27 protein-coding genes are annotated in these 24763 nt (G+C 67.6%); 10 read left to right on the top strand and 17 right to left on the bottom strand.

Annotated elements, in window-relative coordinates:
- Nucleotides 1-3 precede the first annotated feature (3 nt).
- From NX02_RS24705 to NX02_RS24670, 8 genes are all read right to left on the bottom strand, one after another.
- On the bottom strand, nucleotides 4-1938 hold the full coding sequence (locus NX02_RS24705) for an amidohydrolase (protein ID WP_025294844.1): 1935 nt from the start codon (nucleotides 1936-1938) through the stop codon (nucleotides 4-6).
- A complete protein-coding gene (locus tag NX02_RS24700; protein ID WP_025294843.1) occupies nucleotides 1935-2183 on the bottom strand; it encodes a DUF1427 family protein in 249 nt (82 codons plus the stop codon). The genes NX02_RS24705 and NX02_RS24700 overlap by 4 nt, the downstream gene beginning before the upstream one ends.
- 19 nt (nucleotides 2184-2202) lie before the next feature.
- Nucleotides 2203-2418 (bottom strand): alpha/beta hydrolase, encoded by a 216-nt coding sequence (locus NX02_RS33740; protein ID WP_025294842.1) that lies wholly within the window; start codon nucleotides 2416-2418, stop codon nucleotides 2203-2205.
- A 58-nt stretch (nucleotides 2419-2476) separates the two neighbouring features.
- Entirely contained in the window at nucleotides 2477-3133 is a 657-nt protein-coding gene (locus NX02_RS24690) for an isochorismatase family protein (RefSeq protein ID WP_025294841.1), read from the bottom strand.
- A 131-nt stretch (nucleotides 3134-3264) separates the two neighbouring features.
- Complete coding sequence (locus tag NX02_RS24685) at nucleotides 3265-4578, bottom strand: dicarboxylate/amino acid:cation symporter (protein ID WP_039998069.1); 1314 nt, start codon at nucleotides 4576-4578, stop codon at nucleotides 3265-3267.
- A 270-nt stretch (nucleotides 4579-4848) separates the two neighbouring features.
- The gene (locus NX02_RS24680; protein ID WP_025294839.1) at nucleotides 4849-5262 is read right to left on the bottom strand and encodes a hypothetical protein; all 414 of its coding nucleotides are present in this window, start codon (nucleotides 5260-5262) and stop codon (nucleotides 4849-4851) included.
- Nucleotides 5259-5684 (bottom strand): protein tyrosine phosphatase family protein, encoded by a 426-nt coding sequence (locus NX02_RS24675; RefSeq protein WP_025294838.1) that lies wholly within the window; start codon nucleotides 5682-5684, stop codon nucleotides 5259-5261. The genes NX02_RS24680 and NX02_RS24675 overlap by 4 nt, the downstream gene beginning before the upstream one ends.
- A 37-nt stretch (nucleotides 5685-5721) precedes the next feature.
- The gene (locus tag NX02_RS24670) at nucleotides 5722-6519 is read right to left on the bottom strand and encodes a DODA-type extradiol aromatic ring-opening family dioxygenase (protein WP_025294837.1); all 798 of its coding nucleotides are present in this window, start codon (nucleotides 6517-6519) and stop codon (nucleotides 5722-5724) included.
- A gap of 66 nt (nucleotides 6520-6585) precedes the next feature.
- Between NX02_RS24670 and NX02_RS24665 the strand changes: the two genes are divergently transcribed.
- From NX02_RS24665 to NX02_RS24645, 5 genes are all read left to right on the top strand, one after another.
- Entirely contained in the window at nucleotides 6586-7131 is a 546-nt protein-coding gene (locus NX02_RS24665; RefSeq protein ID WP_025294836.1) for a (2Fe-2S)-binding protein, read from the top strand.
- Nucleotides 7132-7247: 116 nt separating this feature from the next.
- Nucleotides 7248-8159: an RcnB family protein gene (locus tag NX02_RS24660; RefSeq protein ID WP_053000707.1), complete on the top strand. Its 912-nt coding sequence runs from the start codon at nucleotides 7248-7250 to the stop codon at nucleotides 8157-8159.
- Nucleotides 8160-8258: 99 nt separating this feature from the next.
- The gene (locus NX02_RS24655) at nucleotides 8259-8945 is read left to right on the top strand and encodes a prolyl hydroxylase family protein (RefSeq protein ID WP_025294834.1); all 687 of its coding nucleotides are present in this window, start codon (nucleotides 8259-8261) and stop codon (nucleotides 8943-8945) included.
- Between the two features lie 169 nt (nucleotides 8946-9114).
- Complete coding sequence (locus NX02_RS24650) at nucleotides 9115-9627, top strand: RcnB family protein (RefSeq protein ID WP_025294833.1); 513 nt, start codon at nucleotides 9115-9117, stop codon at nucleotides 9625-9627.
- 92 nt (nucleotides 9628-9719) lie between these two features.
- Nucleotides 9720-11552, top strand: a complete 1833-nt coding sequence (locus NX02_RS24645) for a DUF885 domain-containing protein (RefSeq protein WP_047099853.1) — start codon at nucleotides 9720-9722, stop codon at nucleotides 11550-11552.
- Nucleotides 11553-11681: 129 nt separating this feature from the next.
- Here NX02_RS24645 and NX02_RS24640 read toward each other — a convergent pair whose 3' ends face one another.
- Nucleotides 11682-11864, bottom strand: a complete 183-nt coding sequence (locus tag NX02_RS24640; RefSeq protein ID WP_025294831.1) for a hypothetical protein — start codon at nucleotides 11862-11864, stop codon at nucleotides 11682-11684.
- Nucleotides 11865-12223: 359 nt separating this feature from the next.
- On the opposite strand from NX02_RS24640, the gene NX02_RS24635 reads away from it, so the two are divergent.
- Together NX02_RS24635 and NX02_RS24630 are read left to right on the top strand one after the other, a co-directional pair.
- Nucleotides 12224-12898 carry a response regulator transcription factor gene (locus tag NX02_RS24635; RefSeq protein WP_025294830.1) on the top strand — a complete coding sequence of 225 codons (675 nt, stop codon included), beginning with the start codon at nucleotides 12224-12226 and terminating at the stop codon, nucleotides 12896-12898.
- Nucleotides 12895-14214: a sensor histidine kinase gene (locus NX02_RS24630; RefSeq protein ID WP_025294829.1), complete on the top strand. Its 1320-nt coding sequence runs from the start codon at nucleotides 12895-12897 to the stop codon at nucleotides 14212-14214. The genes NX02_RS24635 and NX02_RS24630 overlap by 4 nt, the downstream gene beginning before the upstream one ends.
- Nucleotides 14215-14436: 222 nt before the next feature.
- Here NX02_RS24630 and NX02_RS24625 read toward each other — a convergent pair whose 3' ends face one another.
- Nucleotides 14437-16044, bottom strand: coding sequence for a lysine--tRNA ligase (locus NX02_RS24625; RefSeq protein WP_025294828.1), 1608 nt, complete (start codon nucleotides 16042-16044; stop codon nucleotides 14437-14439).
- Between the two features lie 113 nt (nucleotides 16045-16157).
- On the opposite strand from NX02_RS24625, the gene NX02_RS24620 reads away from it, so the two are divergent.
- Nucleotides 16158-18878 carry an ATP-dependent DNA helicase gene (locus tag NX02_RS24620; RefSeq protein WP_039998066.1) on the top strand — a complete coding sequence of 907 codons (2721 nt, stop codon included), beginning with the start codon at nucleotides 16158-16160 and terminating at the stop codon, nucleotides 18876-18878.
- Complete coding sequence (locus NX02_RS24615; RefSeq protein ID WP_025294826.1) at nucleotides 18875-19417, top strand: SixA phosphatase family protein; 543 nt, start codon at nucleotides 18875-18877, stop codon at nucleotides 19415-19417. Before NX02_RS24620 ends, NX02_RS24615 begins: the two co-directional genes overlap by 4 nt.
- On the opposite strand, the gene NX02_RS24610 is transcribed toward NX02_RS24615, so the two are convergent.
- From NX02_RS24610 to rpmF, 5 genes are all read right to left on the bottom strand, one after another.
- Nucleotides 19408-19812, bottom strand: coding sequence for a MerR family transcriptional regulator (locus NX02_RS24610; protein ID WP_039996824.1), 405 nt, complete (start codon nucleotides 19810-19812; stop codon nucleotides 19408-19410). The genes NX02_RS24615 and NX02_RS24610 overlap by 10 nt on opposite strands.
- 8 nt (nucleotides 19813-19820) lie before the next feature.
- Complete coding sequence (locus NX02_RS24605; RefSeq protein ID WP_025294824.1) at nucleotides 19821-20117, bottom strand: integration host factor subunit alpha; 297 nt, start codon at nucleotides 20115-20117, stop codon at nucleotides 19821-19823.
- Nucleotides 20118-20398: 281 nt separating this feature from the next.
- Entirely contained in the window at nucleotides 20399-21364 is a 966-nt protein-coding gene (locus tag NX02_RS24600) for a beta-ketoacyl-ACP synthase III (RefSeq protein ID WP_025294823.1), read from the bottom strand.
- Nucleotides 21361-22410 carry a phosphate acyltransferase PlsX gene (plsX, locus tag NX02_RS24595; protein WP_025294822.1) on the bottom strand — a complete coding sequence of 350 codons (1050 nt, stop codon included), beginning with the start codon at nucleotides 22408-22410 and terminating at the stop codon, nucleotides 21361-21363. Before plsX ends, NX02_RS24600 begins: the two co-directional genes overlap by 4 nt.
- Nucleotides 22411-22442: 32 nt before the next feature.
- Nucleotides 22443-22622, bottom strand: coding sequence for a 50S ribosomal protein L32 (gene rpmF / locus NX02_RS24590; RefSeq protein WP_025294821.1), 180 nt, complete (start codon nucleotides 22620-22622; stop codon nucleotides 22443-22445).
- A gap of 203 nt (nucleotides 22623-22825) precedes the next feature.
- Between rpmF and NX02_RS24585 the strand changes: the two genes are divergently transcribed.
- A complete protein-coding gene (locus tag NX02_RS24585; RefSeq protein ID WP_025294820.1) occupies nucleotides 22826-23263 on the top strand; it encodes an MAPEG family protein in 438 nt (145 codons plus the stop codon).
- On the opposite strand, the gene NX02_RS24580 is transcribed toward NX02_RS24585, so the two are convergent.
- On the bottom strand, nucleotides 23215-23775 hold the full coding sequence (locus NX02_RS24580; RefSeq protein WP_025294819.1) for a MarR family winged helix-turn-helix transcriptional regulator: 561 nt from the start codon (nucleotides 23773-23775) through the stop codon (nucleotides 23215-23217). The genes NX02_RS24585 and NX02_RS24580 overlap by 49 nt on opposite strands.
- On the bottom strand, nucleotides 23772-24692 hold the full coding sequence (locus NX02_RS24575) for a LysR family transcriptional regulator (protein WP_039996823.1): 921 nt from the start codon (nucleotides 24690-24692) through the stop codon (nucleotides 23772-23774). Before NX02_RS24575 ends, NX02_RS24580 begins: the two co-directional genes overlap by 4 nt.
- Nucleotides 24693-24763 lie beyond the last annotated feature (71 nt).

Below are 24763 nucleotides of genomic sequence, written 5' to 3'. Positions count from 1 at the left end.
CGCTCAGACAGCCCAGCAGCCGCAGCCGAGCGTGCCCCAGAAGCTCTGGACATCGGCGGCGGGCACCGAGGCGCCGAGCGCCGCGGCATGATCATGGCCGTGGACCGCGCAGCCCGACTGGCAGCCGCAGGCCGAGGCCAGCTTCGCCGCGGTTTCGGGCTTGCGATAATGGCCGCCGAAGGTCGCGACCGGCGACCAGTCCGGCATCGCCTTGGGCAGCGCCGGGGCGAGCGGGCCGAAATCGCCCTCGCCATGGACGATCCTGCCGCCGAGCATCGTCAGCACCGAGCGGAGATGGGCGATCTCGCTTTCGGCCACGCCGAAGAAATCGTCCGACAGCAAGACGAGGTCGGCAAGCTGGCCGGCCTTGATCTGCCCTTTCTTGCCCTGTTCGTTGGAGAACCAGGTGTTCGCCTCGGTCCACAGCCGCAGCGCGGTCTCGCGGTCGAGCCGGTTGGCGACCGGGTAGAGGCCGAGACCACCCACCGTCTTGCCGGTCACCAGCCAGGACAGCGACACCCAGGGGTTGTAGCTGGCGACGCGGGTCGCGTCGGTGCCGGCGCCCACCGGCAGGCCGGCGGCCATCATCCGCTTGATCGGCGGGGTGCGCTCGGCGGCGCGGGCGCCATAGCGCTCGACGAAATACTCGCCCTGGAAGGCCATGCGGTGCTGCACGGCGATGCCACCGCCGAGCGCGGCGATCCGATCGATGTTGCGGTCGCTGATCGTCTCGGCATGGTCGAAGAACCAGTTGAGGCCCTTCAACGGAATGTCGCGATCGACCTTCTCGAACACGTCGAGCGCGCGGCCGATGGTCTGATCGTAGGTGGCGTGGAGCCGCCACGGCCAGCGCCGCTCGGCGAGCAGGCGGATCACGGGCTCAAGATCGCTTTCCATGGTCGCCGGCATGTCCGGCCGGGCGACGCGGAAATCCTCGAAGTCGGCGGCGGAATAGACCAGCATCTCGCCGGCGCCGTTGTGGCGATAGGTGTCGTCGCCGTCGCCGGGCTTCACCTTGGTCGACCAGGTGGCGAAGTCCTTCAGCTCTTCCTTGGGCTTCTGGGTGAACAGGTTGTAGGCGATGCGCAGCGTGAGGTCGCCGTCCTGGTGCAGCTTCTCGATGATCGCATAATCGTCGGGATAGTTCTGGTAGCCGCCGCCGGCATCGATCACGCTGGTGACGCCGAGGCCGTTGAGCTCGCGCATGAAGTGGCGGGTGGAGTTCAGCTGATACTCTTCGGGCAGCTTGGGGCCCTTGGCGAGCGTTGCGTAGAGGATCGTCGCATTGGGCTGCGCCAGCAGCAGCCCGGTGGGATTGCCCGCCGCATCGCGGACGATCTCGCCGCCCGGCGGGTTGGGGGTGTCCCTGGTATAGCCCACCGCGCGCAGCGCCGCGGCGTTGAGCAGCGCGCGATCATAGAGGTGGAGGATGAACACCGGCGTATCGGGCGCGGCGGCGTTGATCTCCGCGATCGTCGGCAGGCGCTTCTCGGCGAACTGATGCTCGGTGAAGCCGCCGACGACGCGCACCCATTGCGGCGGCGGGGTGTTCTCGGCCTGGCGCTTGAGCATCGCCATCGCGTCCGCCAGGGTCGGCACGCCCTCCCAGCGCAGCTCCATATTATAGTTGAGGCCGCCGCGGATCACATGGATGTGGCTGTCGATCAGCCCCGGGATCAGCCGGCGGCCGCCTGCGTCGATCGTGGTGGCACCGGCACCGATCGCGGCGCGCGCCTCCTGCTCGCTGCCGACGGCGAAGACCTTGCCACCGCGGATGGCGACCGCCTGGGCCACCGGATTCTCGCGATCGAGCGTGGTGATCTTCGCGTTGGTGATGAGGATGTCGGCGGGCGGGGTCATCGCGAAACTCTCCGTCGAGGTCAGCAAAGCGGTGGTGGCGGCGCCGGCGAGCGCCTGGCGGCGGGTGAGGAATGTCATGCGTCGCGATCCTTGTTGGTGGGCAGCGGCCCCATCACGTGACGGGCGCAATCGGTGCGGACGAAGCGGGAGATCTCGCTTCCGGTCGCCAGCCGCTTCGCGACCGGCACGATCTGTTCGCCCAGCAGGATGCCGAGCAGCCCGACCAGGGCGATGGTGGGCGGGGCGGGGGAACGGACGCCGATCAGGCTGTAGACGATGCCGACCAGCAGCCCGGCCCCAAGCGAGAGAAGATAGGGTTTCATGTCCGTTCCCCCTTGTCCGTCAGCCGCGGATGAAGGCGAGGAGATCGGCGTTGAACCGATCCTGGTGAGTCGCGGTCAGCCCGTGCGGCGCCCCTTCATAGACCTTGAACGCGGCATCCTTGACGATCTTCGACGAGAGTTCGCCGACATTGGTGGGGGACTGACGGGTGAGGTGCCGATCTTTCAGCCCCCACCCCCGCCCCAGTGCCTGGCTGGACTGCCACCGGCAGTCCAAGTCCAGTCCGGGGGACTGGACGACCCGGCACGCCTGGAGGGGAGGGGAGCCAGAAGGTTCAGTGCGCTTCGGACGCGCCGAACATCGTCTTGGCGTAGGTGATGCCCAGGCCGTAGGCGCCGCCCCACTTGCGGGCGATGCCGGTGGTCATGTCGTAGGTCTCGCCGCGCGCCCAGTCGCGCTGCAGTTCGAGCAGATATTGCAGCGCGGTCATCGGGCGGGCGCCGAGCTGGATCATCCGCTCCACCGCGCGCTCATGGGCCTCTTCGGAGATGTCGCCGCAGGCATCGGTGATGACATAGGTTTCGAAGCCCTGATCGACCGCCGAGGCGACGGGGCCGACGATGCACACCGAGGTCCACAGCCCGGAGAAGACGATGCGCGACTTGCCGATGCGGTTGATCTCATCGATCACGCCGGCATCTTCCCAGGTGTTCATCGAGGTGCGGTCGAGCAGCTTCTGGTCGGGAAAGGCATCGGTGATCTCGGCGAACATCGGGCCCGAGAAGCTCTTTTCCGCGACCGTCGTCAGGATCGTCGCGACGCCGAAGCCGGCGGCGGCGTTGGCGACGAGCGCGGCATTGTTGCGCAGCAATTCAGCGGAGATCGACTTGGTGGCGAAGGCCATCTGCGACTGGAAATCGATCATGACGAGGATATGGTCGGCCGGCGAAAGCAGGGTCTTGCCGGGGGTCGGGGTGGCGGTGATCGTCATCGGGGCGGCTCCTCTGTTGCATGTCTCGCACCGGATCGTTCGGTGCTGAGGGGAGCCTATTGCGAATCACCTTTAGGGATAAGTCGGATAAAATCCGCCTGCATGTTGCAGAAAATAGAAAAGATGCGCGGTCAGTCGCTGTCCTTCTCGAGCGACGGTGCGGCGACGGGCGTGCCACGGCCGGCGAGCGCGGCATCCAGCGCGTCATGGTCGAGCGCGTTTTCCCAGCGCGCGACGACGATCGTCGCCACCGCATTGCCGACGAAGTTGGTGAGGCTCCGGCATTCGCTCATGAAGCGGTCGACGCCGAGGATCAGCGCCATGCCGGCGACGGGCACCGAGGGCACGATCGACAGGGTCGCCGCCAAGGTGATGAAGCCCGCGCCGGTGACCCCGGCAGCGCCCTTGGAACTGACCATCGCCACCAGCAGCAGCGCAACCTGGTCCCCCAGCGACAGATCAACGTTGCACGCCTGCGCTATGAACAGCGCCGCGAGCGTCATGTAGATATTGGTGCCGTCGAGGTTGAACGAATAGCCGGTGGGAACGACGAGGCCGACGACCGGGCGCGCGCAGCCGGCCGCCTCCATCTTCTCGATCAGGCTGGGGAGCGCGGCTTCCGAGGAAGAGGTGCCGAGCACCAGCAGCAGTTCCGCCTTCAGATAGGCGATCAGCCGGAAGATGCTGAACCCTGCCGCCCAGCCGACCAGCCCGAGCACGCCGAATACGAAAATCAGCGAGGTGCCGTAGAAGGTGGCGACCAGCACGCCGAGATTGACCAGCGCGCCGACACCATATTTGCCGATGGTGAAGGCCATCGCCCCGAACGCGCCGATCGGCGCGGCGCGCATCAGGATCGCGACGACGCGGAACACGACCAGCGAGATGCGTTCGAGCAGATCCCTGACCGGCGCCGCGGGCTCGCCGATGAGCGACAGCGCGATCCCGAACAGGATCGCGACGAACAGCACCTGCAAGATGTTGCCGCCGGTCAGCGCCGACACCATCGTGTCCGGAATGATCGAGAGCAGGAAGCCGGTGAGCGAGGTTTCGTGCGCCTGATGGCTGTAGGTGGCGACCGCGCCGGCATCGAGCGTGCGCGGATCGATGTTCAGCCCGTCGCCCGGCCGCACGACATTGGCGACGATCAGGCCGACGATCAGCGCGAACGTGGAAAAGGTGAGGAAATAGGCGAAGGCCTTGCCGGCGACGCGGCCCACCGACTTCATCTCGGTCATTCCCGAAATGCCGGTAACCACGGTGAGGAAGATCACCGGCGCGATGATCATCTTCACCAGCTTGATGAAACCGTCGCCCAGCGGTTTGAGCGAGGCGCCGACATCGGGCCAGAAATGACCGATCAGCGTGCCGGCGAGGATCGCGACGAGCACCTGCAGATAGAGATGCTGCCACCACGGCACGGGCCGTGCCGGCTGCGCTTTCATCGTTGCGATGGCCATTCGATATCTCCCGGAGGCACGAAAAGCGGAATACCGGCGCGGGTCCGGGCGAATGATACCGTCACATGGGCGACGGCCCCCGGTCCAGCAATGAGCGAAAGTGACAAAGGTTACAGAGAAAATCGGCCTGTTCGCGCCCCTCGATGCCCCGCTTGCGGAGTCGGAGGCCGATCGATCGCCGCCGGCCGCGCATCGCTTGCGCTGAGGTCTATTGCAGCGGGGTTGCGGCGTGAATCGCGGAAGCGCCCCATTTCGTCAGCGCCGCCTGCGGTGGACGACGCCTTCCAGCCGCCGCGCCCAGACGGGTGCGGCATCGCCGAGATCGAGGATGATCCGCCCCGACATGCGCCGCGACGGGCCGAGCGTCAGGTAACGGCGATCGAGCCGCGCGAAATAGGGCATGCGCAGGACGCGCCCCTCGAAGCGGTTGCCGCGCGGGCGGATCAGCATGTGCCGGCCATCGGCACCGCGGACCAGCGCGCCGTAACCGGCGCGATCGACCACCGCCTCGGCAGGCTCGAATTCGGCATCGGCATCCGCCGCGATCGCCATCGCCTCTTCGACATCGGCGATGCGCGGATCGCCGCGCCGGCGCCGCATGACCAGCGCGGCGACGCCGGCGGCCAGCGCCACCGCGGCGATCGACGCCGGCACCGCGATCAGGATCATCGTGCGGACAGCGAATCCAGCATGACGCGGATCGGCGACAGATCGTAGCCGGCTTCGGCCGCCTTGCCGGCGAGGTCATCGGGCGCATCGCCCTGCTTCGCCCGCGCCAGCGCCCACAGCAATGTCGAGCGCGTGCCCGAACGGCAATAGGCGAGGATCGGGCCCTGCGCGGCGGCGATCGCGTCGATCGTCGCATCGAGTTGCGGCATCGAGAAACCGGCATGCGTCACCGGGATCGCGACATAGGCGATGCCATGTCCAGCGGCGGCGGCGGCGATCTCGTCGCCGCTCGGCTGGCCCGGCTCCTCGCCCTCCGGCCGATTGTTGATGATCAGTTTCACGCCGAGCCGCGCGGCCTCCGCGACATCGGCGGTGGTGATCTGCGGCGAGACGAGAAGGCCATCGTCGAGCGTCCTGAACATGGGCGGCAAAACTTTCCTGGTTGGGCCGCGGGCTATATCAGCCGAAGCGGTATCCGGAAACGGTCCAGCCGATCACCGTGCTGCGGTGCGCGTGGCTGCCGGGATCGTCGGCCCCTGCGCCGGCGGCGACCATCAGCGGAATCAGATGTTCCTCGCGCGGATGGGAGAATGCGGCCTCCGGCATGGCCCGCCAATCCGCCAGCCGGGCATCGCGCGCCGCCGGATCGGGATCGGTGACCGCGGCGGTCAGCGCCGCGTCGAACCGTTCGGACGGCGCCGTCGCCTGCGGCCCGCGGACGCGCATGTTGTGAAAGCTCATGCCGGAGCCGACGATCAACACGCCTTCGTCGCGCAGCGGCGCCAGCGCGCGGCCGGCGGCGATGTGCGCGGCGGGATCGAGATCCTGGCGCAGGCTGAGCTGGACGACCGGGATGTCGGCATCGGGCAGCGCCACCATCAGCGGGATGAACACGCCATGATCCCAGCCGCGCGCACCGTCCCGCCCGGCGGGGAAACCCGCGCCCTTGAGCAGGTCCGCCGCGCGCGCCGCCACATCGGGCGCGCCGGGGGCATCCCAGCGCAGTTGATAGGTGTGCGGCGGGAAGCCGTAATAATCGAACAGCAGGGCGGGCTTCGTCCCGTCATGCACGGTGAAGACCGATTCTTCCCAATGGCCCGAGATCACCAGGATCGCGCGGGGCCGTTCCGGCAGATCGGCGACGATCGTCTTGAGATAGGCCGCCATCGGCTGCCACATCGGATCGGGCGGGCCGCCCTCGTTCATGAAGAAGCAGGGGCCGCCGCCGTGGGGGATGAACAGGCTGGGAAGTCTCATGGCGGCGATATCGGCGCGGGCGCGCGGGAGGACAAGTGCCTTCGCCTGCTCTAGGGATGCAACGCCATGACCCGCTTCACCGTGAACAACCAGCCCGTCGAATATCGCATGGATCCGGAAACGCCGCTGCTGTGGGCGCTGCGCGACGCATCCAACCTCACCGGCACCAAATATGGCTGCGGCACCGGCGATTGCGGGGCCTGCACGGTGGATGTGGACGGGCGCGCCGTGCGATCCTGCACGATCAGCATCGCCGCATGCGAAGGGCGGTTCGTGACCACGATCGAAAGCCTCGCCCGCGATCGCAGCCATCCGGTGCAGCAGGCGTTCGTCGCCGAAAGCGTGCCGCAATGCGGGTATTGCACGCCGGGCATGGTGATGGCGGCGGCGGTGCTGATCCGCCGCACCCCCGATCCGAGCGAGGACGATATCCGCAAGGCGATCACCAATCTGTGCCGCTGCGGCACCTATCCCCGGATCGTGCGCGCCGTGCAGCGCGCCGCCCGCGTGGCGCGCGGCGAGGAGGTGATCGCGGCAGCGCCGCCGCCCGGCATCGACCCCGCCGACGCGGCGCGCGCGGTGCCGGCGCTGGTGCCGCCGCCGACCAAGTAAAGCGCAAAGCTTTCTATCTGCTGTCTGTGCAATTCAGCATGATGTCAGCGCACCCGTGACAGAAGCGGCGCATGGTCGCGGTTCGTGCATCGCGGCACCCGAGGAGTATAACGACAATGAGAAAGCTGTTGATGGCGGTGCTGATGGCCGCGACTGCGGCGACCCCGGCGATGGCGGATCCGCCGAACCGCGGCGACCGCGGCTTCCGATCGGAACGCCCGCAGCGCGCTGCCCCCCAGCCGCGCCCCGCCCCGCAGCCCCGCGCGGCCCCGCAACCTCGGCCGCAGCCCCGCGCGCAGCCCCAGTTTCGTGGCGCCGCGCCGCAGCGTGACCGCAATTTCCGCGCGGAACGCCGCGACGGCAGTGAGACGTTCCGGCGGGATCGCCCCCAGGGCGGGCAGCAGGATTATCGCCAGCGCGCCGCGCAACAGCAGCAACAGCAGCAACAGCGCCAGCAGCAGCAACGCGACTGGCGGAATGACGGCCGCAACGATCAGCGCGATTGGCGCAACGATCGTCGCAATGACCAGCGCGACGGCCGCAACGACCAGCGTGACTGGCGCAATGATGGCCGCAACGACCAACGCGACTGGCGCAACGACCGCCGCAACGACCAGCGCGACTGGCGCAACGATCGCCGCGACAATCAGCGCGACTGGCGGAATGACCGCCGCGACGACCGCCGGGACTGGCGCAACGACCGGCGTGACGATCGGCGATGGGATCGCGGCTGGCGCAACGACCGCCGCTACGACTGGCGCAGCTATCGCTCGCGCTATTCGAACCGCTACCGGCTGCCGCGCTATTATGCCCCGCGCGGCTGGGGTTATGGCTATCGCCGCTATTCGACCGGCATCTATCTGAACGCGCTGTTGTTCGGATCGAGCTATTGGATCAACGATCCGTGGTCCTATCGTTTGCCGCCGGCGGACGGCCCCTATCGCTGGGTCCGCTATTATGGCGATGTGCTGCTGATCGACGTGCGCAGCGGCTATGTCGTCGATGTGATCCACGACTTCTTCTACTGATCCGTCGCCCCTGCGGCAGCGATCAAAGGCCCCCGGCACGCGCCGGGGGCCTTCTTTTTATCGCTTGCACAGGCGCGACCCAATCCACACAAAGTGGCGATGAGCCACGACCTCACCCCCGGCAGCCCTTCGCCGCGCCTGGCCGATATCGGGCGCATCGTTGCGAACCGGCTCGACGCGGCAGCCGGCGTATTCAAGGCCGATTCGCCGCATCTCGAACTCTATTATGCCGAGCAATGGCTGTCCGATGACGAATGCGCGCAGCTCATCGCCATGATCGAGGCGGATCGCGTGCCATCCGAACTGATGGGCGACCCCGGCGATCCGGACTTCCGGAACAGCGAGAGCTGCAACCTCGATCGCTGGAACCCGGTGGTCAAGGCCATCGACACACGCATCTCCGACATGTTCGGCCTGCCGCACGAGAATGGCGAGACGGTGCAGGGTCAGCGCTATGCGCCCGGCCAGCAGTTCAAGGTCCACAGCGATTATCTGCACCCAGACCTGCCCGGTTATTCGGACGCGCAATGGGCCGGCGGACAGCGGAGCTGGACGGCGATGATCTATCTCAACGTGCCAGAGGGCGGCGGCGAGACCGATTTTCCCTATGCCGGGCTGCGCGTGCAGCCGCGCGCCGGCATGCTGCTCGCCTGGAACAACATGAACCCCGATGGCGGCTACAACCCGATGACGCACCATCAGGGCATGACCGTGACGGCCGGCGTGAAATACATCATCACGAAATGGTTCCGCGAAGAGCGCTGGTTGCCCGAGTATAAACGCTGAACCGACGTTACTGCCGTAGGCGCTCCGCCAGCTCGCGACATCTTGCGACAATTATGACTGCTTCCTTTCTGGGGCATTCCCAACCGGTTCAGATCGAATCGGGCAAATGGGGAACCGTGGAGGCGAGGGCGGTGTTTTGCCCCGCACCCGTAAGGAGGAGCGAGTTTCGATGCGTAAGATGATCATCATGGCGCTGATGGCTGCGACGGCGGCGACCGGGGTTCCGTCGGTGGCGAGCGCGCAATCAGCGGGGGAAGTGCGGCGCAGCGCGCGCGATCTGCGGGAGGAGCAGCGCGATCTTCGCGATGCCTATCGCAGCGGCGACCGCCGCGAGATTCGCGAGGAGCGCCGCGACGTCCGCCAGGCCGCGCGGGAGTATCATGGCGACCGCCGCGACTATCGCAACGCCCGCCGCGACGATTGGCGCGCCTATCGCGAGCGCAATCGTGCCATCTATTCACGCGGCCGCTGGAACGCGCCGTTCCGCTATCAGCAGTTTCGCACCGGCGTAGTGTTGCGGCCCAACTATTATTCCTCGCGCTATTACATCAACGATCCCTACCGCTACCGTCTGCCGGCCGCCGGCCGCAACACGCGGTGGATCCGCCACTATGACGACGTGCTGCTGGTCAACGTCCGCACCGGCCGCGTCCTTGACGTGATCCGCGGCTTCTATTGGTGATGCGATAGAAACTCCGCGGTCTGCCGCCCCCGGAGTTCTCCCTGCTCCGGGGGCGGCTTGCTGTTGGTGCGACGAACCGGTAGCGGTTGGCGATGTTTCGCATGCCGGCCGCCGCGCCGCTGTTTCTTGCCCTTGCCACCTGCCTTGCCGCCACCGGCGCGCACGGGCCCGCGGCTGTCGCCGCCGTCCGCCCCGATCCCGGGGCCGAACTCAGCGCGCTGTTCGATCGCAGCGATGCGGACTATCTGCGCCGCAACCCGATCGCCGCGCTCTACCGCGGCGTCTCCCGCCGCGCCGACCGACTGGGTGACAGCACCAGCGACGCCTATTTCGCCGGTGAAGCGGCCGCCGTCCGGCATGACCTGACGGCGCTCGCCACGATCGACCGTGGCGCGCTCTCCCCCGCCGACCGCATCGCCTATGACAGCTTCAAATGGCAGGCGGAAACGACGCTGAGGGGCTATGCGCCGGCGCTGCTGCGCCTGCAGGCGCTGCGCCCGATCGATCATTTCACCGGCATCCAGACCTGGTATCCCGACATCGCTTCCGGCGCGTCCCCCGCGCCGTTCGAGACGATGGCCGACTATCGCGACAATCTTGCGCGCAATCGCGATTTCGGCCGCCAGATCGACCGCACGATCCGTCGGCTTCGCGAGGGGATGGCGGCGGGTATCGTCCAGCCGCGGCTGATCGTCGACAAGGTGCTTGGCCAGCTCGACACCCAGCTCGCCCAGCCGGTGGAACAATCGCCCTTCTATGCGCCGGCCGTGCGCCTGCCGGCCGCGTTCAAGCCGGCCGACGCCCTCCTCGTACGGCGCCAGCTTGCCGCATCGATCCGCAACGACGTCTATCCTGCCTATCGCCGGCTGGCGGCGTTCCTGCGCACCACCTACCGCCCCGCCGCGCGAACGCAGGTGGGGCTTTTGGCGATGCCCGACGGCGCGCAGCTCTACAGCTGGCTGATCGAGGCGAACACGACGCTGCCGATGACCGCGGACGAGATCCACACGCTGGGGCTGACCGAGGTCGCGCGCATTCGGCGGCAGATGGATGCGATCCGGCGGCAGGTGAAGTTCAAGGGCGATCTGGCCGCCTTCTTCGACCATCTGCGCACGAGCCCGCGCTTCCAGCCGCGCTCCGCCGACTGGATCCGTACGCGTTACGAAGAGATCGGCCGCAAGGTCGATGCGAAGGTGCGCGAGCAATTCTCGACGATCCCGCGCACCCGGCTGACGATCCAGCCGGTGCCCGCCTATCGGGAGCAGAGCGACGCCGGCGGGTCCTATGCACAGGGCTCGATCGACGGCAGCCGGCCCGGCACCTTCTATTACAACGCCTACGACCTGCCCTCGCGCTTCACCTGGGGCATGGAGACGCTGTACCTGCACGAGGCGATACCGGGGCATCATTTCCAGATCAGCATCGCGCAGGAAAATCCGCGGCTGCCCAATTTCCAGCGCTTCGGCGGCAACACCGCCTATGTCGAGGGCTGGGCACTCTATGCCGAAACGCTGTGGCCCGAACTCGGCATGGAGACCGATCCCTACCAGCGCTTCGGCGGGCTGAACGACGAGATGCTGCGCGCGATGCGGCTGGTGGTGGACACCGGCATCCATGCCAAGGGCTGGACCCGCGATCAGGCGATCACTTACATGCTCGCCAATTCGGGCATGGGCCGCACCGACGCCACGATCGAGGTCGATCGCTATATCGCCATCCCCGGCCAGGCACTCGCCTATAAGATCGGCCAGATGACCATCCTGCGGTTGAAGGCGAAGGCGAAGGCCGCGCTGGGCGCGCGCTTCGACGTGCGCGCCTTCCACGCGCAGATCCTGGGCAGCGGCGCGCTGCCGATGCAGGTGCTGGAACGCAAGATCGACGATTGGATCGCGACGGAGCGGGGCGGCGCCCCCGCTTCGAGATGACGGGCACGCGTCGGCATTGGCCGGTGCGCCGCTGCCCGGGGATGGGCGGCGCGCACCGGCCAAGCCGCGGTCAGCCGGGTTGGGGGCGGGGCGGCTGACCGCGGAAGCGGATCATCGTACGGCTTCGGCTCACTGACGCGCGAAGCGGGCCTGCAGATCGTCGCAACGTTCGGCGTGATCGCCATGATCGGCCTTGTCGGCATCTATCGTCGCAACGCCAGTGTCGCTGTCCAGCGCAGGTGATGCCGTCTGCACCGCGGCGGCGGCAGCGGGAAACGCGAGCATGATCGCCGCACCGATGGTTGCTTTCATCCCAGGTCCTTCGCGCTTTGGCCGCCATGCGTGGCGCCGGGTCGGCGCTGAATCGGTTGCCAACATTGCGGCAGCCTGACGCCGGTCCGGATCGGCCCCGCCGGGCACGGCGCCATGTTGAGGCAATGTCCGCATGGTCCCTTGGCCGGGCATTCGGGATGTGGATGCGCCGTAGGGAGCATGAAGCATGGCTTCGCAAACGGGCCGGTGGATGTCGCGCCGGTTGCAAGGACCGCTATGGTAATTACGACGAACGGTCCGACAGCTATCATGCTTCGGACGGACGCTGGTATCGGTGCGAATGACGAGCGGCGTCGCCATCGGATGCCACCGCCGCTTCAGGGAAGCAGAGACAGTTGATGCGCATTCTGCTCGTCGAGGATGAAGCCGAACTGGCGACGACGATCCGGAGCCTGCTCGAACAGGAACAATGCATCGTCGACTGGGCCGACCGCCTTTCGATCGCCGAGGAAGCAGCCTCTTTCGGCGTGCATGATCTTGTCGTCCTCGACCGGACGCTGCCCGATGGCGACGGCCTGTCGCTGATTCCCGCGCTGCGGCAGCGCAATCCGGGCGTGCCGATCATCGTGCTCAGCGCGCGCAGCGAATTGTCCGATCGCATCGCCGGGCTCGATGAGGGCGCCGACGACTATCTCGCCAAGCCTTTCGCGTTCGAGGAACTGCTGGCGCGCATCCGCGCGTTGCGCCGCCGGCCGAACGAACTGACGCCGGACGAGGTCCGCGTCGGCCGCCTGGTGTTCGACCTGGCCTTCGACGAGGCGTCGGTGGACGGACGGCGGCTCGACCTGCCGCGGCGCGAGATGCGCGTTCTCGCGACCTTGTTGCGCCGCCGGGGACGGACCGTGCTGCGCGAATCGCTGGAGCAGGCGGTGTTCGGCTTCGACGACGAGGTCCAGTCGAACACATTGGACTCCCACATCTCGCGCCTCCGCCGCAAACTCGCCGAGGCCGGCGCCGAGGTCGAGATCCACGCGATCCGCGGCGTCGGCTATCTGCTGAGAGCCCGCGCATGAGCCGGCGGCAGCCATCGCTGAAGCGGCCGCTGATCATCAAGCCGCTGCTGTTCCAGCTCGTGATCTCGCTCGTCACCTTCACCATCTTCATGGCGCTGCTGCTGCGGATCGACGGGGGCGGCCATTATGTCGACGAGGAAATGACGAAGGTGGTGGCGGAGGCTATCACGCGGCGCGACGATGGCAGCCTGGCCGTGCGCATGACTCCCGATCTGGAGACATTGCGCCGCGCCGCGCCCGATCTCTGGTTTCTCGCGCGGGACGAGCAGGGGCGCCTCATTTCCTTCGGCAAGGTGCCGCGCCAATATGCGCAATCCCACGCGCTGCTTGCCGATATTTCCTACGCGCATCTGCGCGACGGCTCGGCCCCCTATGACCTGACGGCGGTGATCCGGCGGGAGAGGGGCCCGGCAGGTACGCTGACGATCATCGGCCATGGCAAGATCACCACCGTCACGCTGACGGTGGCGCTGTTCTCCAACCTTGTCGTCGTGCCGATCTTCCTCATCCTCGCGCTGGTGACGATCGTCATGACGCCGCTGATCGTGAACCGGGCGCTCGCCGGCGTAACCCGGATCGCCAAGGAAGCGGAGGGCATCGACGCAAACAGCCGCGGCACCCGCCTTTCGGAGAAGGAAGTGCCGCGCGAGATCGAACCGCTCGTCCGCGCGGTGAACGACGCGCTGAACCGGCTCGACAAGGATTATCACCGCCAACGCCGCTTCATCGCCTCGGCGGCGCACGAACTGCGCACCCCGATCGCGCTGCTGCAGGTCAAGATCGAGGCCGCCGATGCGGCGACCAGACGGCAATTGTCGGCAACCGTCGCGCGGCTCGCCAACCTCACCGAGCAGTTGCTGGACCTCCATCGCCTCGATCAGAATCTGCCGGACACCGTGATCGACCTCGCCGCGTTCGCCCGGCGAACCGCCGCCGATCTCGCGCCGCTGCTGATCGCTGCGGGCAAGTCGATCGAGGTGCAGGTCGAACATCCCTTGCCGATCATGGGCAATGTCGGGGCGATCGAGCGCGTGCTGACCAATCTCGTGCAGAACGCGGTCGAACATGGCGGCGACCGCGTCATCGTCCGCGTTCAGGATGCGTCGTTCGAGGTCGAGGATGATGGCCCCGGCATCCCGCCCGAGGAACGGGACAATGTGTTCGACGAATTCTATCGCCTGCGGCCCCGATCGACCGGCACCGGACTCGGCCTGAGCCTCGTGCGGCAGGTGGTGGAGCATCATCGCGGCCACGTGACCATTCTCGATGCGCCGGATGGCGGCACGATCGTGCGGGTCAGCTTTCAGCCCTGCTGAAACGAGCTTTGATGACGCAGGTCTGCTTTGCTGCTCGACGCTGACGGAAGGGTTGAAACTGCCCGGTGGGGCCGCGCCGGCGAGTGCGCTCCGGCGCGGCCGACACCGAAACCGCCGGCGTCGGTCCGAAAGGGGCAGGACCGAGAGGGAAACGCTTCCTTTGCGGAAAGCGTTTCCCTCAAGCACGTCGGCTTGCCGCGCTGACGGCGCCGCCCGTCGCGGTCAGACTTCCGTAACCGGCAAGGCCAGTGCCTTGGCGATCAGCGCGCGCGAATTTTCCACGCCGTAGAGCGCGATGAAGCTGCCCATGCGCGGGCCCTGGCTGGAGCCGAGCAGGGTTTCGTAGAGCGCCTTGAACCAGTCGCGCAGCGCGTCCTTGCCGAAATGCGCCTTGCCGATCTCATAGACCTCGTTCTGGATATCCTCGGCGCTCGCATCGGCGCCCAGCTTCTCCAGCGCCGCATCGAGATCCTCGAGCGCCGCCGCCTCTCGCGCATCGGGCGCGCGGCGCCTGAGCGTCGGCGCGACGAAATCGCGGGTGTAGGCGAGCGCATAGCCGACCAGCCTGTCGAGCTCCGGATAATTTTCCGGTGTCGCATCGGCCACATAGTTGGATAGATAGGACCAGATCTGCTCGCGGCTGGCATCGCCGAGCACGCCGGCGAGGTTGAGCAACAGGCCGAACGTCACCGGCAGCGCCTCGGTCGGCACCGCACCGTCATGGATATGGTGCAGCGGATTGCCGAGCTGCTGTTCGATCGGCTGGCCGGGATAGGTACCGCGGAACTGCCAGTAATCGTCGATTGCACGGGGGATCACCCCCATGTGCAGCGACTTCGCCTTCCTGGGCTCGCGGTAGATGTAGAAGGCGAGGCTCTCCTGCGGGCCGTAGGTCAGCCATTGCTCGAGGCTGAGGCCGTTGCCCTTGGTCTTCGAGATCTTCTCGCCCTTTTCGTCGAGGAACATCTCGTAGTTGAAGCCCTCGGGCGGCTTCGCGCCCAGCACCCGTGCGATCTTGCCGGACTGGACGACCGAGTCGATCAGATCCTTGCCCGCCATCTCATAATCGACGCCCAGCGCCACCCAGCGCATCGCCCAGTCGACCTTCCACTGCAGCTTGGCCTGCCCGCCGAGGATCGACTGCTCGATCGTATCGCCCTCGTCGACGAAGCGGATGATGCCCCGTTCGGCATCGACGACCTCGACCGGCACCTGCAGCACGATGCCCGACTTCGGACTGACCGGCAGCACCGGCGAATAGGTCGCCTGCCGCTCGGCGCGCAACGTCGGCAGCATCACGCCCATGATCTTGTCATAGTGGCGCAGGACGGACTTCAGCGTCTCGTCGAACCGGCCCGAGGCGTAGCACTGCGTCGCCGAGAGGAATTCATAGTCGAAGCCGTAGCGATCGAGAAAATCGCGCAGCATCGCATTGTTGTGATGCGCGAAGCTCTCATACTTGCCGAACGGATCGGGCACCCTGGTCAGCGGCTTGCCGATATAGTGCGCCAGCATCTCGCCGTTGGGCACGTTGGCAGGCACCTTGCGCAGACCATCCATATCGTCGCTGAACGCGATCAGGCGGGTCGGCTGGTCGGAAAGCGCGTGGAAGGCCTGGCGCACCATCGTGGTGCGCAGCACCTCGTTGAAGGTGCCGATGTGCGGCAGGCCCGACGGGCCATAGCCGGTTTCTAACAGGATCGGGGCGCCGCCGGGCTTGCCGTTCGGGTAGCGCGCCAGCAATTTGCGGGCCTCCTCATAAGGCCAGGCCTTCGACGCCAGCGCCGCGGCGCGGTGTTCGGGGGAGGGGGGCACGCGATCGTTTGTCATTTGTTCTCGTTCACCTATAGCTTGGTTCAGATAGCGGCGAGCGAGGCGATGCCAAGAGGGTTTTCAGCGTTTGAGTGGCCGAAAACGCCCGTCCGGCGGGCAAAAGCGCGCCGATGACGCTGCCCTGGGCCGCGCTGCACGCCAGCCATGGCGGCATCTGGATCGCCACGCCCGAGGGCGAAACCCGTCGCATCGGCCGCGGCGAGGCGATCGCGCGCGCCGCCGAAACGCCGATGATCCTGCTCAACGCACCGCTCGTCGGCCAGCGACTGGGTTATCCCGACCTGTCCGGACTGGACCTGCTCGAACTGTTCGCCTTCGTCTATCCGGCGCGCTTCGCGGTGCCGACCCCGCGCGGCCTGGCGCGCGCGCTTGTGGTGGAACCGCCCGCGAACGACGCCGATGCCGCCGCGACCCTGCTCGCGATCACGCGGGCGCTGTTCGCACAGCTCGAGCGCGATGACTGGGCCGAGCGCGAGGGCGCCTGGACCTCCGCGCAGACATTGGGCCGGCTGCGCTGGCCCTGGGCCGCGGCACTCACCCCGCGCATCGCCCGCCCCAGGGAAGCCGAGCGCTGGCTGTTCTCGCGCCTGCCCGAATGGGAGGAGGGCGCGCCGCGCGCGCAACCGCGCACGGTAACCGTCGAGCCCGACGATGCCGCCACGCGGCTGGCGCTGCTGACCGGCGCAGGGGCCGAGCAGCGCCCCGGCCAGCAGGATTTCGCGCGCGCCGCCACCACCGCCTTTGCCCCCCGACTGTCCCGCGACGCCCCCAATATGCTCCTCGCCGAGGCGGGAACCGGCATCGGCAAGACCCTGGGCTATCTCGCTCCCGCGTCCCTGTGGGCGGAGCGGGCGGATGGCCCGGTTTGGATCTCCACCTACACCAAGGCGCTGCAGCGCCAGCTCGATCGCGAACTGGTGCGGCTGTTCCCCGATCCGGCGGTGCGCAAACGGCGCGCGGTGGTGCGCAAGGGGCGGGAGAATTATCTCTGCCTGCTCAATCTGGAGGATGCGCTGCAGGGCGGATTCCAGGGCCGCGCCGCGATCCTCGCGCACCTCGTCGCGCGCTGGGCGGCGTTCACCCGCGACGGCGACATGGTGGGCGGCGACCTGCCGGGCTGGCTGCCCGCGCTGTTCCGGCGCGCGGGATCGACCGCGCTGACCGACCGGCGCGGCGAGTGCGTCTATGCCGGCTGCCCGCACTATCGGAAATGCTTCATCGAGCATGCGGCGCGCGCGAGCGCGCATGCCGATATCGTCGTCGCCAACCATGCGCTGGTGATGGTCAACGCCGCGCGCGGGCGCGAGGCGGCGAACCGCCCGCAGCGGATCGTGTTCGACGAGGGGCATCATCTGTTCGACGCCGCCGATTCGATGTTCGCGACGGCATTGTCGGGGCAGGAGGCGATCGAGCTCAGGCGCTGGGTGCTTGGGCCGGAATCGCGCGCACGGGGGCGCCGCCGGGGGCTCGCCGCGCGTCTCTCCGACGTCGCCAGCTATGATGCCGAGGGCGCGATGGCGATCAGCGATGCCGGCCGCGCCGCGCAGGCGCTGCCCGGTGACGGCTGGCTGGCGCGCATCGGCGAGGGTGCACCGTTCGGGCCCATCGAGGATCTGCTCGCGGCGGTGCGCGGCACCGTGTTCGCGCGCGGCGATGGCGTCGATGCCGGCTATGGGCTGGAAACCGAGATGGCGGAGCTCGATGGCGCGCTGGTCTCTGCCGCCGAGCCCGCTGCGGAGGCGCTGGACGCGCTGCTGCGACCGCTGGTCAAGCTCGGCCGGCGGCTGGAAGCGGTGATTGAGGAGGGGCCCGACTGGCTCGACGGGCAAGCGCGTGCGCGCATCGAGGGCGCGCTCGCCAGCCTGACCTGGCGGCAGGACATGGTCGGCGGCTGGCTGGCGCTGCTGTCGCGTGTCGGCGGCCCCGCGGACCGCGACTTCGTCGACTGGCTCGCGGTGGATCGGTTCGAGGGGCGCGAGATGGACATCGGCATCCACCGCCGCTGGCTCGATCCGACCCGGCCCGTGGCCGAGCTGGTGCTCAAGCCCGCGCACGGCGTGCTGGTGACCTCCGCGACGCTCAAGGGCCCCGAGGGCTGGGACACGGCCGATGCCCGCACCGGCGCCATCCATCTGCCCGCCGACGTGCAGCATTTCGAAGCGGAAAGCCCGTTCGACTATCCTTCCATGGCCGAGGTGCTGATCGTCACCGACATCAAGCGCGGCGACGTGGCGCAGCTGGCCCACGCCTATGCCAAGCTGATCGCCGCGGCGGGTGGCGGGACGTTGGGGCTCTTCACCGCGATCCGGCGGCTGCGCGCGGTGCATGCCCGCATCGCCGACCGCCTCGCGCAGGACGGGCTGCCGCTCTACGCGCAGCATGTCGATCCGATCGACACCGCCACCCTGATCGACATCTTCCGCGACGAGACCGGATCGTCGCTGCTCGGCACCGATGCGTTGCGCGACGGCGTCGACGTGCCGGGCCATTCACTGCGGCAGGTGATCATGGAAGGCGTGCCCTGGCCCAAGCCAACCGTGCTCCACGCCGCGCGGCGCGCCGCGGGCGGCGGCAGCGCGTTCGACGACCGGCTCATCCGCGCACGGCTGGCGCAGGCCTTCGGCCGGCTGATCCGCGGTGCCGACGATCGCGGGACCTTCGTGCTGCTGTCGTCGGCGATGCCTTCCCGCCTGCTTTCCGCCTTCCCGCGCGGCGTGCCGATCTCCCGCGTGACGCTCGACGAGGCGGCGGTGCGCGTCGCCGCGCGCCTTTCCTCCGTCACGCCTTTGGGGCATGGCGTGGCAAGGGCTGCTGTGGGTGAGGGCAAATGAAGACGCTGACGCTGTTGCGCCATGCCAAATCGAGCTGGGACGACAGCGTGCCGCGGGATTTCGACCGGCCGCTCAACCGCAAGGGCGAGCGCGCGGCCGCGACGATGGGCGGCCACCTGAAGGCGCAAGCCATGCAGTTCGACCATGTCGTGGCATCACCCGCGGTGCGCTGCGTGGAAACGCTCGAGAAGTTCTGGGACGGCTACGGCACAACGATGTCGCCGGTGTGGGACAAGCGCATCTACCTCGCCTCGTGCGTGACGCTGCTCGACGTGGTTCATGACGCGCCGGCGAGCAGCGCGCACCTGCTGATGGTAGGTCACAATCCCGGGTTGGAAGACCTGGCGCTGCTGCTGACGCCGGCGGATGGCGACGACAGTCTGCGCCGGGTGCTCGAAGAGAAATTCCCCACCGCGACCGTCGCCGAGCTTCAATTCGAGGTCGATGACTGGGGCGACATCAAGCCGCGCACGGGGAGGCTCACGCGCTTCATCCGCCCGCGCGACGTCGATCCCGCGCTCGGCCCCGATCAGGGCTGAACCGACGCGGCATCGCGGGCGAGTGCCTGCGCCAGCCGGTCGCGAATGCCGATCAGCGCAGGGCGGAGGTCGGTCACCGCTTCAGGCGACGGCGCGATCGTATCCGTATCGGCGCCGCGTTCGACAGCGTCGGCGCGCGCCGGCGCCGACCGGGCGCCGAGCAACTTCTGCACGCCGCGGATCGTATAGCCTTCCTGCTGCAGCAAAGCGTGGATCCGCCTGACGAGCGCGACGTCGGCCGGCCGGTAATAGCGGCGGCGGCCCGATCGCTGCAGCGGGCGGAGTTGCGGGAAGCGCGTTTCCCAGTATCGCAGCACATGCTGCGGCACGCCCAGTTCGGCAGAAAGTTCGCCGATCGTGCGGAATGCCGCCTCGGTCTTGCCCGTCACCGCCACGCCCGCGATCAGCCCGTCTCGACGATCCGGTCGCGCATCATCTGGCTGGCGCGGAAGGTGAGCACCCGCCGCGGCGCGATCGGCACCTCGACGCCGGTCTTGGGATTGCGGCCGATCCGTTCCCCCTTGTCGCGCAGCAGGAAGCTGCCGAATCCGGAGATCTTCACGTTCTGGCCGCTCGCCAGCGCGTCGCACATGTGTGACAGGATCTGCTCGACGATCGCTGAGGACTCGGTCCTAGAAAGTCCCACCTCGCGGTGGAGCGCTTCAGCGAGATCGGCACGCGTCAAAGTTCCCGCGACCATTTAGCCCCCCAATCAGGACCCAGTAACGAAACGGCATATTATAGGGTCGCGCCGCCGCGTCAAATGATTGGGTGAACGCCATTTCCCAGGCCGACAATCACCGTTTCGATCAGAAACGGGACTGAACAGGTTCCATCCGATGCCGGCGTCGATGCTGGCCTTTCGTCTGACTTGTACAGGCCTCGAAGAACATTCGATGGTAACGATCCAATACAGCCAAATTCGTAGAATATCCGATGCGAGTTCATCGCAACAAGAAGTGCGTTACCAGCGCCCGGTCATCAATACCGCAGAACCGACGCGCCCCAGGTGAAGCCGCCGCCCATCGCCTCGAGCACGACGAGGTGCCCGCGCCGGATCCGGCCATCGCGCACCGCGGCATCGAATGCGAGCGGTACCGAGGCCGCGGACGTGTTGGCATGGTCGGCCACCGTCATCACCACCTTTTCGGCGGGAAGCCCCAGTTTCTCGGCGGTTGCAACCAGAATGCGCGCATTGGCCTGGTGCGGCACGAGCCAGTCGACCTCCTCGGCGGCGACGCCGGCCACTTCGAGGACCTCGGTCATCACCGACGCGAGGTTCTTGACCGCGTGGATGAACACCTTGGGGCCCTGCATGCGCAGCTTGCCGACGGTGCCGGTGGTGGAAGGGCCGCCATCGACATAGAGCAGGCCGTTGTGGCGGCCGTCGGCATGCAGGCGCGTGGCGATGATGCCCTGTTCGCCGGGCTCGTCGCGGCCTTCCAGCACCATCGCGCCGGCACCGTCGCCGAACAGCACGCAGGTGCCGCGATCTTCCCAGTCGAGGATGCGGCTGAAGGTCTCTGCACCGATCACCAGCGCGCGCTGCGCCGATCCGGCGCGAATCATGCTTTCGGCGACCGACAGCGCATAGAGGAAGCCCGAGCAGACCGCCTGGACATCAAACGCGACGCAATCGTTGATGCCGAGCGCGGCCTGCACCTTGGTGGCGGAAGCGGGAAAGGTCTGGTCCGGTGTCGCGGTGGCGAGCACGATCAGGTCGATGTCGGCGGGTTCGATGCCCGCCGCCGCGATCGCGCGGCGCGCGGCGTCGGTCGCGAGCGTCGCGGTGGTCTCGCCCTCGCCCGCGACGTGGCGATTGCGGATGCCGGTGCGCTCGACGATCCACGCGTCGGAGGTATCGACGAACTCGGCGAGTTCGTCATTGGACATCCGCCGGGCGGGAAGCGCCGACCCCGTACCCAGAACCACCGCGCGTCGCGTCATGCCGTCACTGCCTCTGGGCCTTTGTGCGTATCAAAATTGGCCAGATCCTCGCTGATCCGGCGGGTGAGATCGTCGCGCACCAGCCGCGCGGCGAGCCTGATCGCGTTGGCGACGCCATTGGCGTTGGCGCTGCCATGGCTCTTCACCACCAGCCCGTTGAGGCCGAGGAAGATGGCGCCGTTATGATTGTTGGGATCGAGATGGTGGCGCAGCAGCTCGGTGGCGGGGCGCGAGATCAGGAAGCCGATCTTCGAGCGCAGCGAGCTGGTGAACGCGCGACGCAGCAGATCCGCCACGAAGCGCGCGGTGCCCTCGATCGTCTTGAGCGCGACATTGCCCGAGAAGCCGTCGCACACGATCACGTCGACATCGCCACGCGACATGCGATCGCCCTCGATGAAGCCGGTGAACTGCAGCGGCAGATAATCCGCCTGCCGCAGCATCGCTGCAGCATCGCGGACCTCGTCGGTGCCCTTCAGTTCCTCGGTGCCGATATTGAGCAACGCGACCCGCGGCTGCGCGAGTTCGAGGGCGGAACGCGCATAGGCCGCGCCCATCACCGCAAACTGGATGAGGTTGCGCGCATCGCAATCGGTGTTGGCACCGAGATCGAGCATCACGACATCATTGTTGCCGAGCGTCGGCAGCAACGCAGCAAGCGCCGGCCGGTCGATACCCTTGATCGTGCGCAGCGCCAGCTTGGCCATGGCCATCAGCGCGCCGGTGTTGCCGGCCGAAACCGCAGCACCCGCACGCCCCGTCTTTACCGCGTCGATGGCAAGGCCCATCGATGTCGTCTTGGCGCGACGAATCGCCTGGCTCGGCTTGTCCTCGCCAGCGATACGATCGGGCGCGTGAAGGATTTCGGACGCTTCGGCGAGTTCGGCATGACGCGTGAGCGCCTCGCGAATCGCCGCTTCGTCACCGACCAGCAGGAAGCGCAGAGCCCCGTCCTGCCGGTAGGCGGCTTCGGCACCGGCCAGCATTACGGCCAGCCCGGTATCGCCACCCATCGCGTCGATTGCGATCCGCGGCGAATCAACCACCAGCGATCACTCCACCCCGGGCTGAGAGCGGTTCAGCCCTCGACCGAAACGACTTCGCGGCCGTTATAATGCCCGCACGCATTGCACAGATTGTGCGGACGCTTGAGTTCGCCACAATTCGGGCATTCCTGAAACGCCTCGACCGACAGCGCATCGTGGCTGCGGCGCATGTTGCGCTTGGAGGGCGACGTTTTTCTCTTCGGGACCGCCATTTCGGCACCTTATCCATCTTACCAGGGCAAATATCCAGCGACGACGCCTTTACGCCATGGAATACAGCGGCAGGAATAGGGCCGCAGGCCGTGGCGGCCGGACTCGTCGCGAGCGAGTGAGCGCCTATAGCGATTTCACGCCGCGTTGCAAGCTTTGGACGGACATGGCAGGCAGTTCCTCTCGGCCGCCCAAGGGGACTGCAATGATCCTTCCGATCAGTCTGACGATCGCCGGCGCCGCCGGCCTGCTTACCATCTGGCTGGCGATGCGGGTCAGCATGGTCCGTCGCGCGCGCAAGATTTCGGTGGGCGACGGCGGCGATCCGCTGCTGCTGGGCCGGATTCGCGCCCACGCCAATTTCATCGAGAACACGCCGCTGGTGCTGATCCTGCTCGCGCTCGTGGAGTTCGCGCGCGGCACCAACATCTGGCTGTGGCTGGTCGGCGCCTTCTACATCCTGGGGCGAATCGCCCATGCCTATGGGATGGATGCGGGCCGTTCGCAGGCCGCGCAGCTGCGGCTGCGCGCGGTGGGCATGGGCATCACGCTGGCGACGATCCTGACGATGTCGATCTACGCGATCGCCACGCCCTATCTGTCGCCGGGGACCATCACCACCGAACTCGTCCCCGCCGGCTGAACGCCTGTTTCCGATTCGGGCGCCGCTTCGGGCGCATCGGGATTCGAATCGACGCGCAGCGCATCCACCCGATCGCGCAGGCGGGCGAGCAGCGCCTTGAGCTGCGCCACTTCCCGGGGATCGAGTACCGCGAGCACCGCCGCCTCCATGCCCAGAGCGGCGGGCACGATCCGGGCATAGAGCCGCCGCCCGGCGCGGGTGAGCGCCAGGGCGTGCGAGCGCCGGTCCTCCGCGCTCGGCAGCCGCTCGATCACGCCGCGCGTGACCAGCGCCTGCGCCGCTCGGCTGACGGTGACCTTGTCCATTTCCGACAGGCGGCAGAGATCGCGCTGGGTGGCGCTGCCATGTTCGCCGAGCAGCGCCATCAGCCGCCATTCGGGAATCTTGAGCCCGAACATCGCCTCATAGCTGTCGGCGATGGTGCGGCTGACGGCGTTGGAGGTGACCGACAGCTGATAGGGGGTGAAGTCGGCGAGCCGCAGGAGGGGTGATTCGGATGCGGGGGTGCTCATGCCGCCCCCGTGGCACCGGCAGGACGCGCCGACCAGCCACCAAGCTGCGCGACGAGATGGTCGACCACCGCCTGCACGCGCGCCGGACGCGGTCCGCCCGGCGGGGTGAGGAGGTAGAGTGCCGAATGGGGGGCGCGCCAGCCCGGCATCGCTTCCACCAGCGCGCCGCGCGCAAGCCTGTCAACGATCATGAAATCAGGATGCAGCGACAGGCCCAGCCCTGCCGCAAGCGCTGAATCGAACGCATCGGCGTTGTTGGCGATCAACGGCCCCTCCACGCGCACCTCTTCCTCATGCCCCGCCGCGTCGGTGAAGTGCCACACCGGCGGCAGGTTCGCGTAGATCAGGCAGCGATGCTGCGCCAGATCGGCGGGGTGGGCGGGCATGCCATGATCGACGAAATAACGAGGGGCGCCGACGAGCAGCAGGCGAACGTCGCACAACCGTCTTGCCATCAGGCTCGAATCGGCGAGGCGGCCGATTCGCAGAACGATATCCACGCCTTCGGCGATGGGATCGATCATCCGGTCGTCGAGCCTGAGGTCGATCCTGATCAACGGATGCCGCGCGAACAGCGCCGGCAGCGCGGGTGCCACATGCGCGAGGCCGAAGCTCATCGGCGCGGCAAGGCGCACCAGCCCCTGCGGAATCGGCGAGGCGGCGGACGCCTCGGCCTCCGCCGCCTCGCCTTCCGCCAAGATGCGTTGCGCGCGCACGACCAGCACCCGCCCCGTCTCGGTCAACGCCAGCCGGCGCGAGGTGCGGTGAATCAGCCGCTCGCCCAGCCGACGCTCCAGCCGTGCCACCGCCTTGGAGACGGTGGCGGTCGACAGCCCGGTCTGCGCGGCAGCCCCCGCGAAGGATCCGGCTTCGGCAACGCGCGCGAAGATCGCCCAGGCTTCCAGATCCGGCAGCATGATACCCTCAAATATCGAAACGATGCGTTTCGATCATTTCTATTTTCTATGCCCCCGGCAAGCGCCATCTT

Origin of the sequence: Sphingomonas sanxanigenens DSM 19645 = NX02 (assembly GCF_000512205.2) — a bacterium.
GTDB classification, from domain to species: domain Bacteria; phylum Pseudomonadota; class Alphaproteobacteria; order Sphingomonadales; family Sphingomonadaceae; genus Sphingomonas_D; species Sphingomonas_D sanxanigenens.
This window is presented reverse-complemented; position numbering and strand designations above follow the sequence as displayed.

What these genes read in the sequence shown, in the direction of transcription:
- NX02_RS24705 (WP_025294844.1), bottom strand. Translation starts at nt 1,938, where the DNA reads ATGACATTCCTCACCCGCCGCCAGGCGCTCGCCGGCGCCGCCACCACC.
- NX02_RS24700 (WP_025294843.1), bottom strand. Translation starts at nt 2,183, where the DNA reads ATGAAACCCTATCTTCTCTCGCTTGGGGCCGGGCTGCTGGTCGGCATC.
- NX02_RS24690 (WP_025294841.1), bottom strand. Translation starts at nt 3,133, where the DNA reads ATGACGATCACCGCCACCCCGACCCCCGGCAAGACCCTGCTTTCGCCG.
- NX02_RS24685 (WP_039998069.1), bottom strand. Translation starts at nt 4,578, where the DNA reads ATGAAAGCGCAGCCGGCACGGCCCGTGCCGTGGTGGCAGCATCTCTAT.
- NX02_RS24680 (WP_025294839.1), bottom strand. Translation starts at nt 5,262, where the DNA reads ATGATCCTGATCGCGGTGCCGGCGTCGATCGCCGCGGTGGCGCTGGCC.
- NX02_RS24675 (WP_025294838.1), bottom strand. Translation starts at nt 5,684, where the DNA reads ATGTTCAGGACGCTCGACGATGGCCTTCTCGTCTCGCCGCAGATCACC.
- NX02_RS24670 (WP_025294837.1), bottom strand. Translation starts at nt 6,519, where the DNA reads ATGAGACTTCCCAGCCTGTTCATCCCCCACGGCGGCGGCCCCTGCTTC.
- NX02_RS24665 (WP_025294836.1), top strand. Translation starts at nt 6,586, where the DNA reads ATGACCCGCTTCACCGTGAACAACCAGCCCGTCGAATATCGCATGGAT.
- NX02_RS24660 (WP_053000707.1), top strand. Translation starts at nt 7,248, where the DNA reads ATGAGAAAGCTGTTGATGGCGGTGCTGATGGCCGCGACTGCGGCGACC.
- NX02_RS24655 (WP_025294834.1), top strand. Translation starts at nt 8,259, where the DNA reads ATGAGCCACGACCTCACCCCCGGCAGCCCTTCGCCGCGCCTGGCCGAT.
- NX02_RS24650 (WP_025294833.1), top strand. Translation starts at nt 9,115, where the DNA reads ATGCGTAAGATGATCATCATGGCGCTGATGGCTGCGACGGCGGCGACC.
- NX02_RS24645 (WP_047099853.1), top strand. Translation starts at nt 9,720, where the DNA reads ATGTTTCGCATGCCGGCCGCCGCGCCGCTGTTTCTTGCCCTTGCCACC.
- NX02_RS24640 (WP_025294831.1), bottom strand. Translation starts at nt 11,864, where the DNA reads ATGAAAGCAACCATCGGTGCGGCGATCATGCTCGCGTTTCCCGCTGCC.
- NX02_RS24635 (WP_025294830.1), top strand. Translation starts at nt 12,224, where the DNA reads ATGCGCATTCTGCTCGTCGAGGATGAAGCCGAACTGGCGACGACGATC.
- NX02_RS24630 (WP_025294829.1), top strand. Translation starts at nt 12,895, where the DNA reads ATGAGCCGGCGGCAGCCATCGCTGAAGCGGCCGCTGATCATCAAGCCG.
- NX02_RS24625 (WP_025294828.1), bottom strand. Translation starts at nt 16,044, where the DNA reads ATGACAAACGATCGCGTGCCCCCCTCCCCCGAACACCGCGCCGCGGCG.
- NX02_RS24620 (WP_039998066.1), top strand. Translation starts at nt 16,158, where the DNA reads ATGACGCTGCCCTGGGCCGCGCTGCACGCCAGCCATGGCGGCATCTGG.
- NX02_RS24615 (WP_025294826.1), top strand. Translation starts at nt 18,875, where the DNA reads ATGAAGACGCTGACGCTGTTGCGCCATGCCAAATCGAGCTGGGACGAC.
- NX02_RS24605 (WP_025294824.1), bottom strand. Translation starts at nt 20,117, where the DNA reads ATGGTCGCGGGAACTTTGACGCGTGCCGATCTCGCTGAAGCGCTCCAC.
- NX02_RS24600 (WP_025294823.1), bottom strand. Translation starts at nt 21,364, where the DNA reads ATGACGCGACGCGCGGTGGTTCTGGGTACGGGGTCGGCGCTTCCCGCC.
- rpmF (WP_025294821.1), bottom strand. Translation starts at nt 22,622, where the DNA reads ATGGCGGTCCCGAAGAGAAAAACGTCGCCCTCCAAGCGCAACATGCGC.
- NX02_RS24585 (WP_025294820.1), top strand. Translation starts at nt 22,826, where the DNA reads ATGATCCTTCCGATCAGTCTGACGATCGCCGGCGCCGCCGGCCTGCTT.
- NX02_RS24580 (WP_025294819.1), bottom strand. Translation starts at nt 23,775, where the DNA reads ATGAGCACCCCCGCATCCGAATCACCCCTCCTGCGGCTCGCCGACTTC.
- NX02_RS24575 (WP_039996823.1), bottom strand. Translation starts at nt 24,692, where the DNA reads ATGCTGCCGGATCTGGAAGCCTGGGCGATCTTCGCGCGCGTTGCCGAA.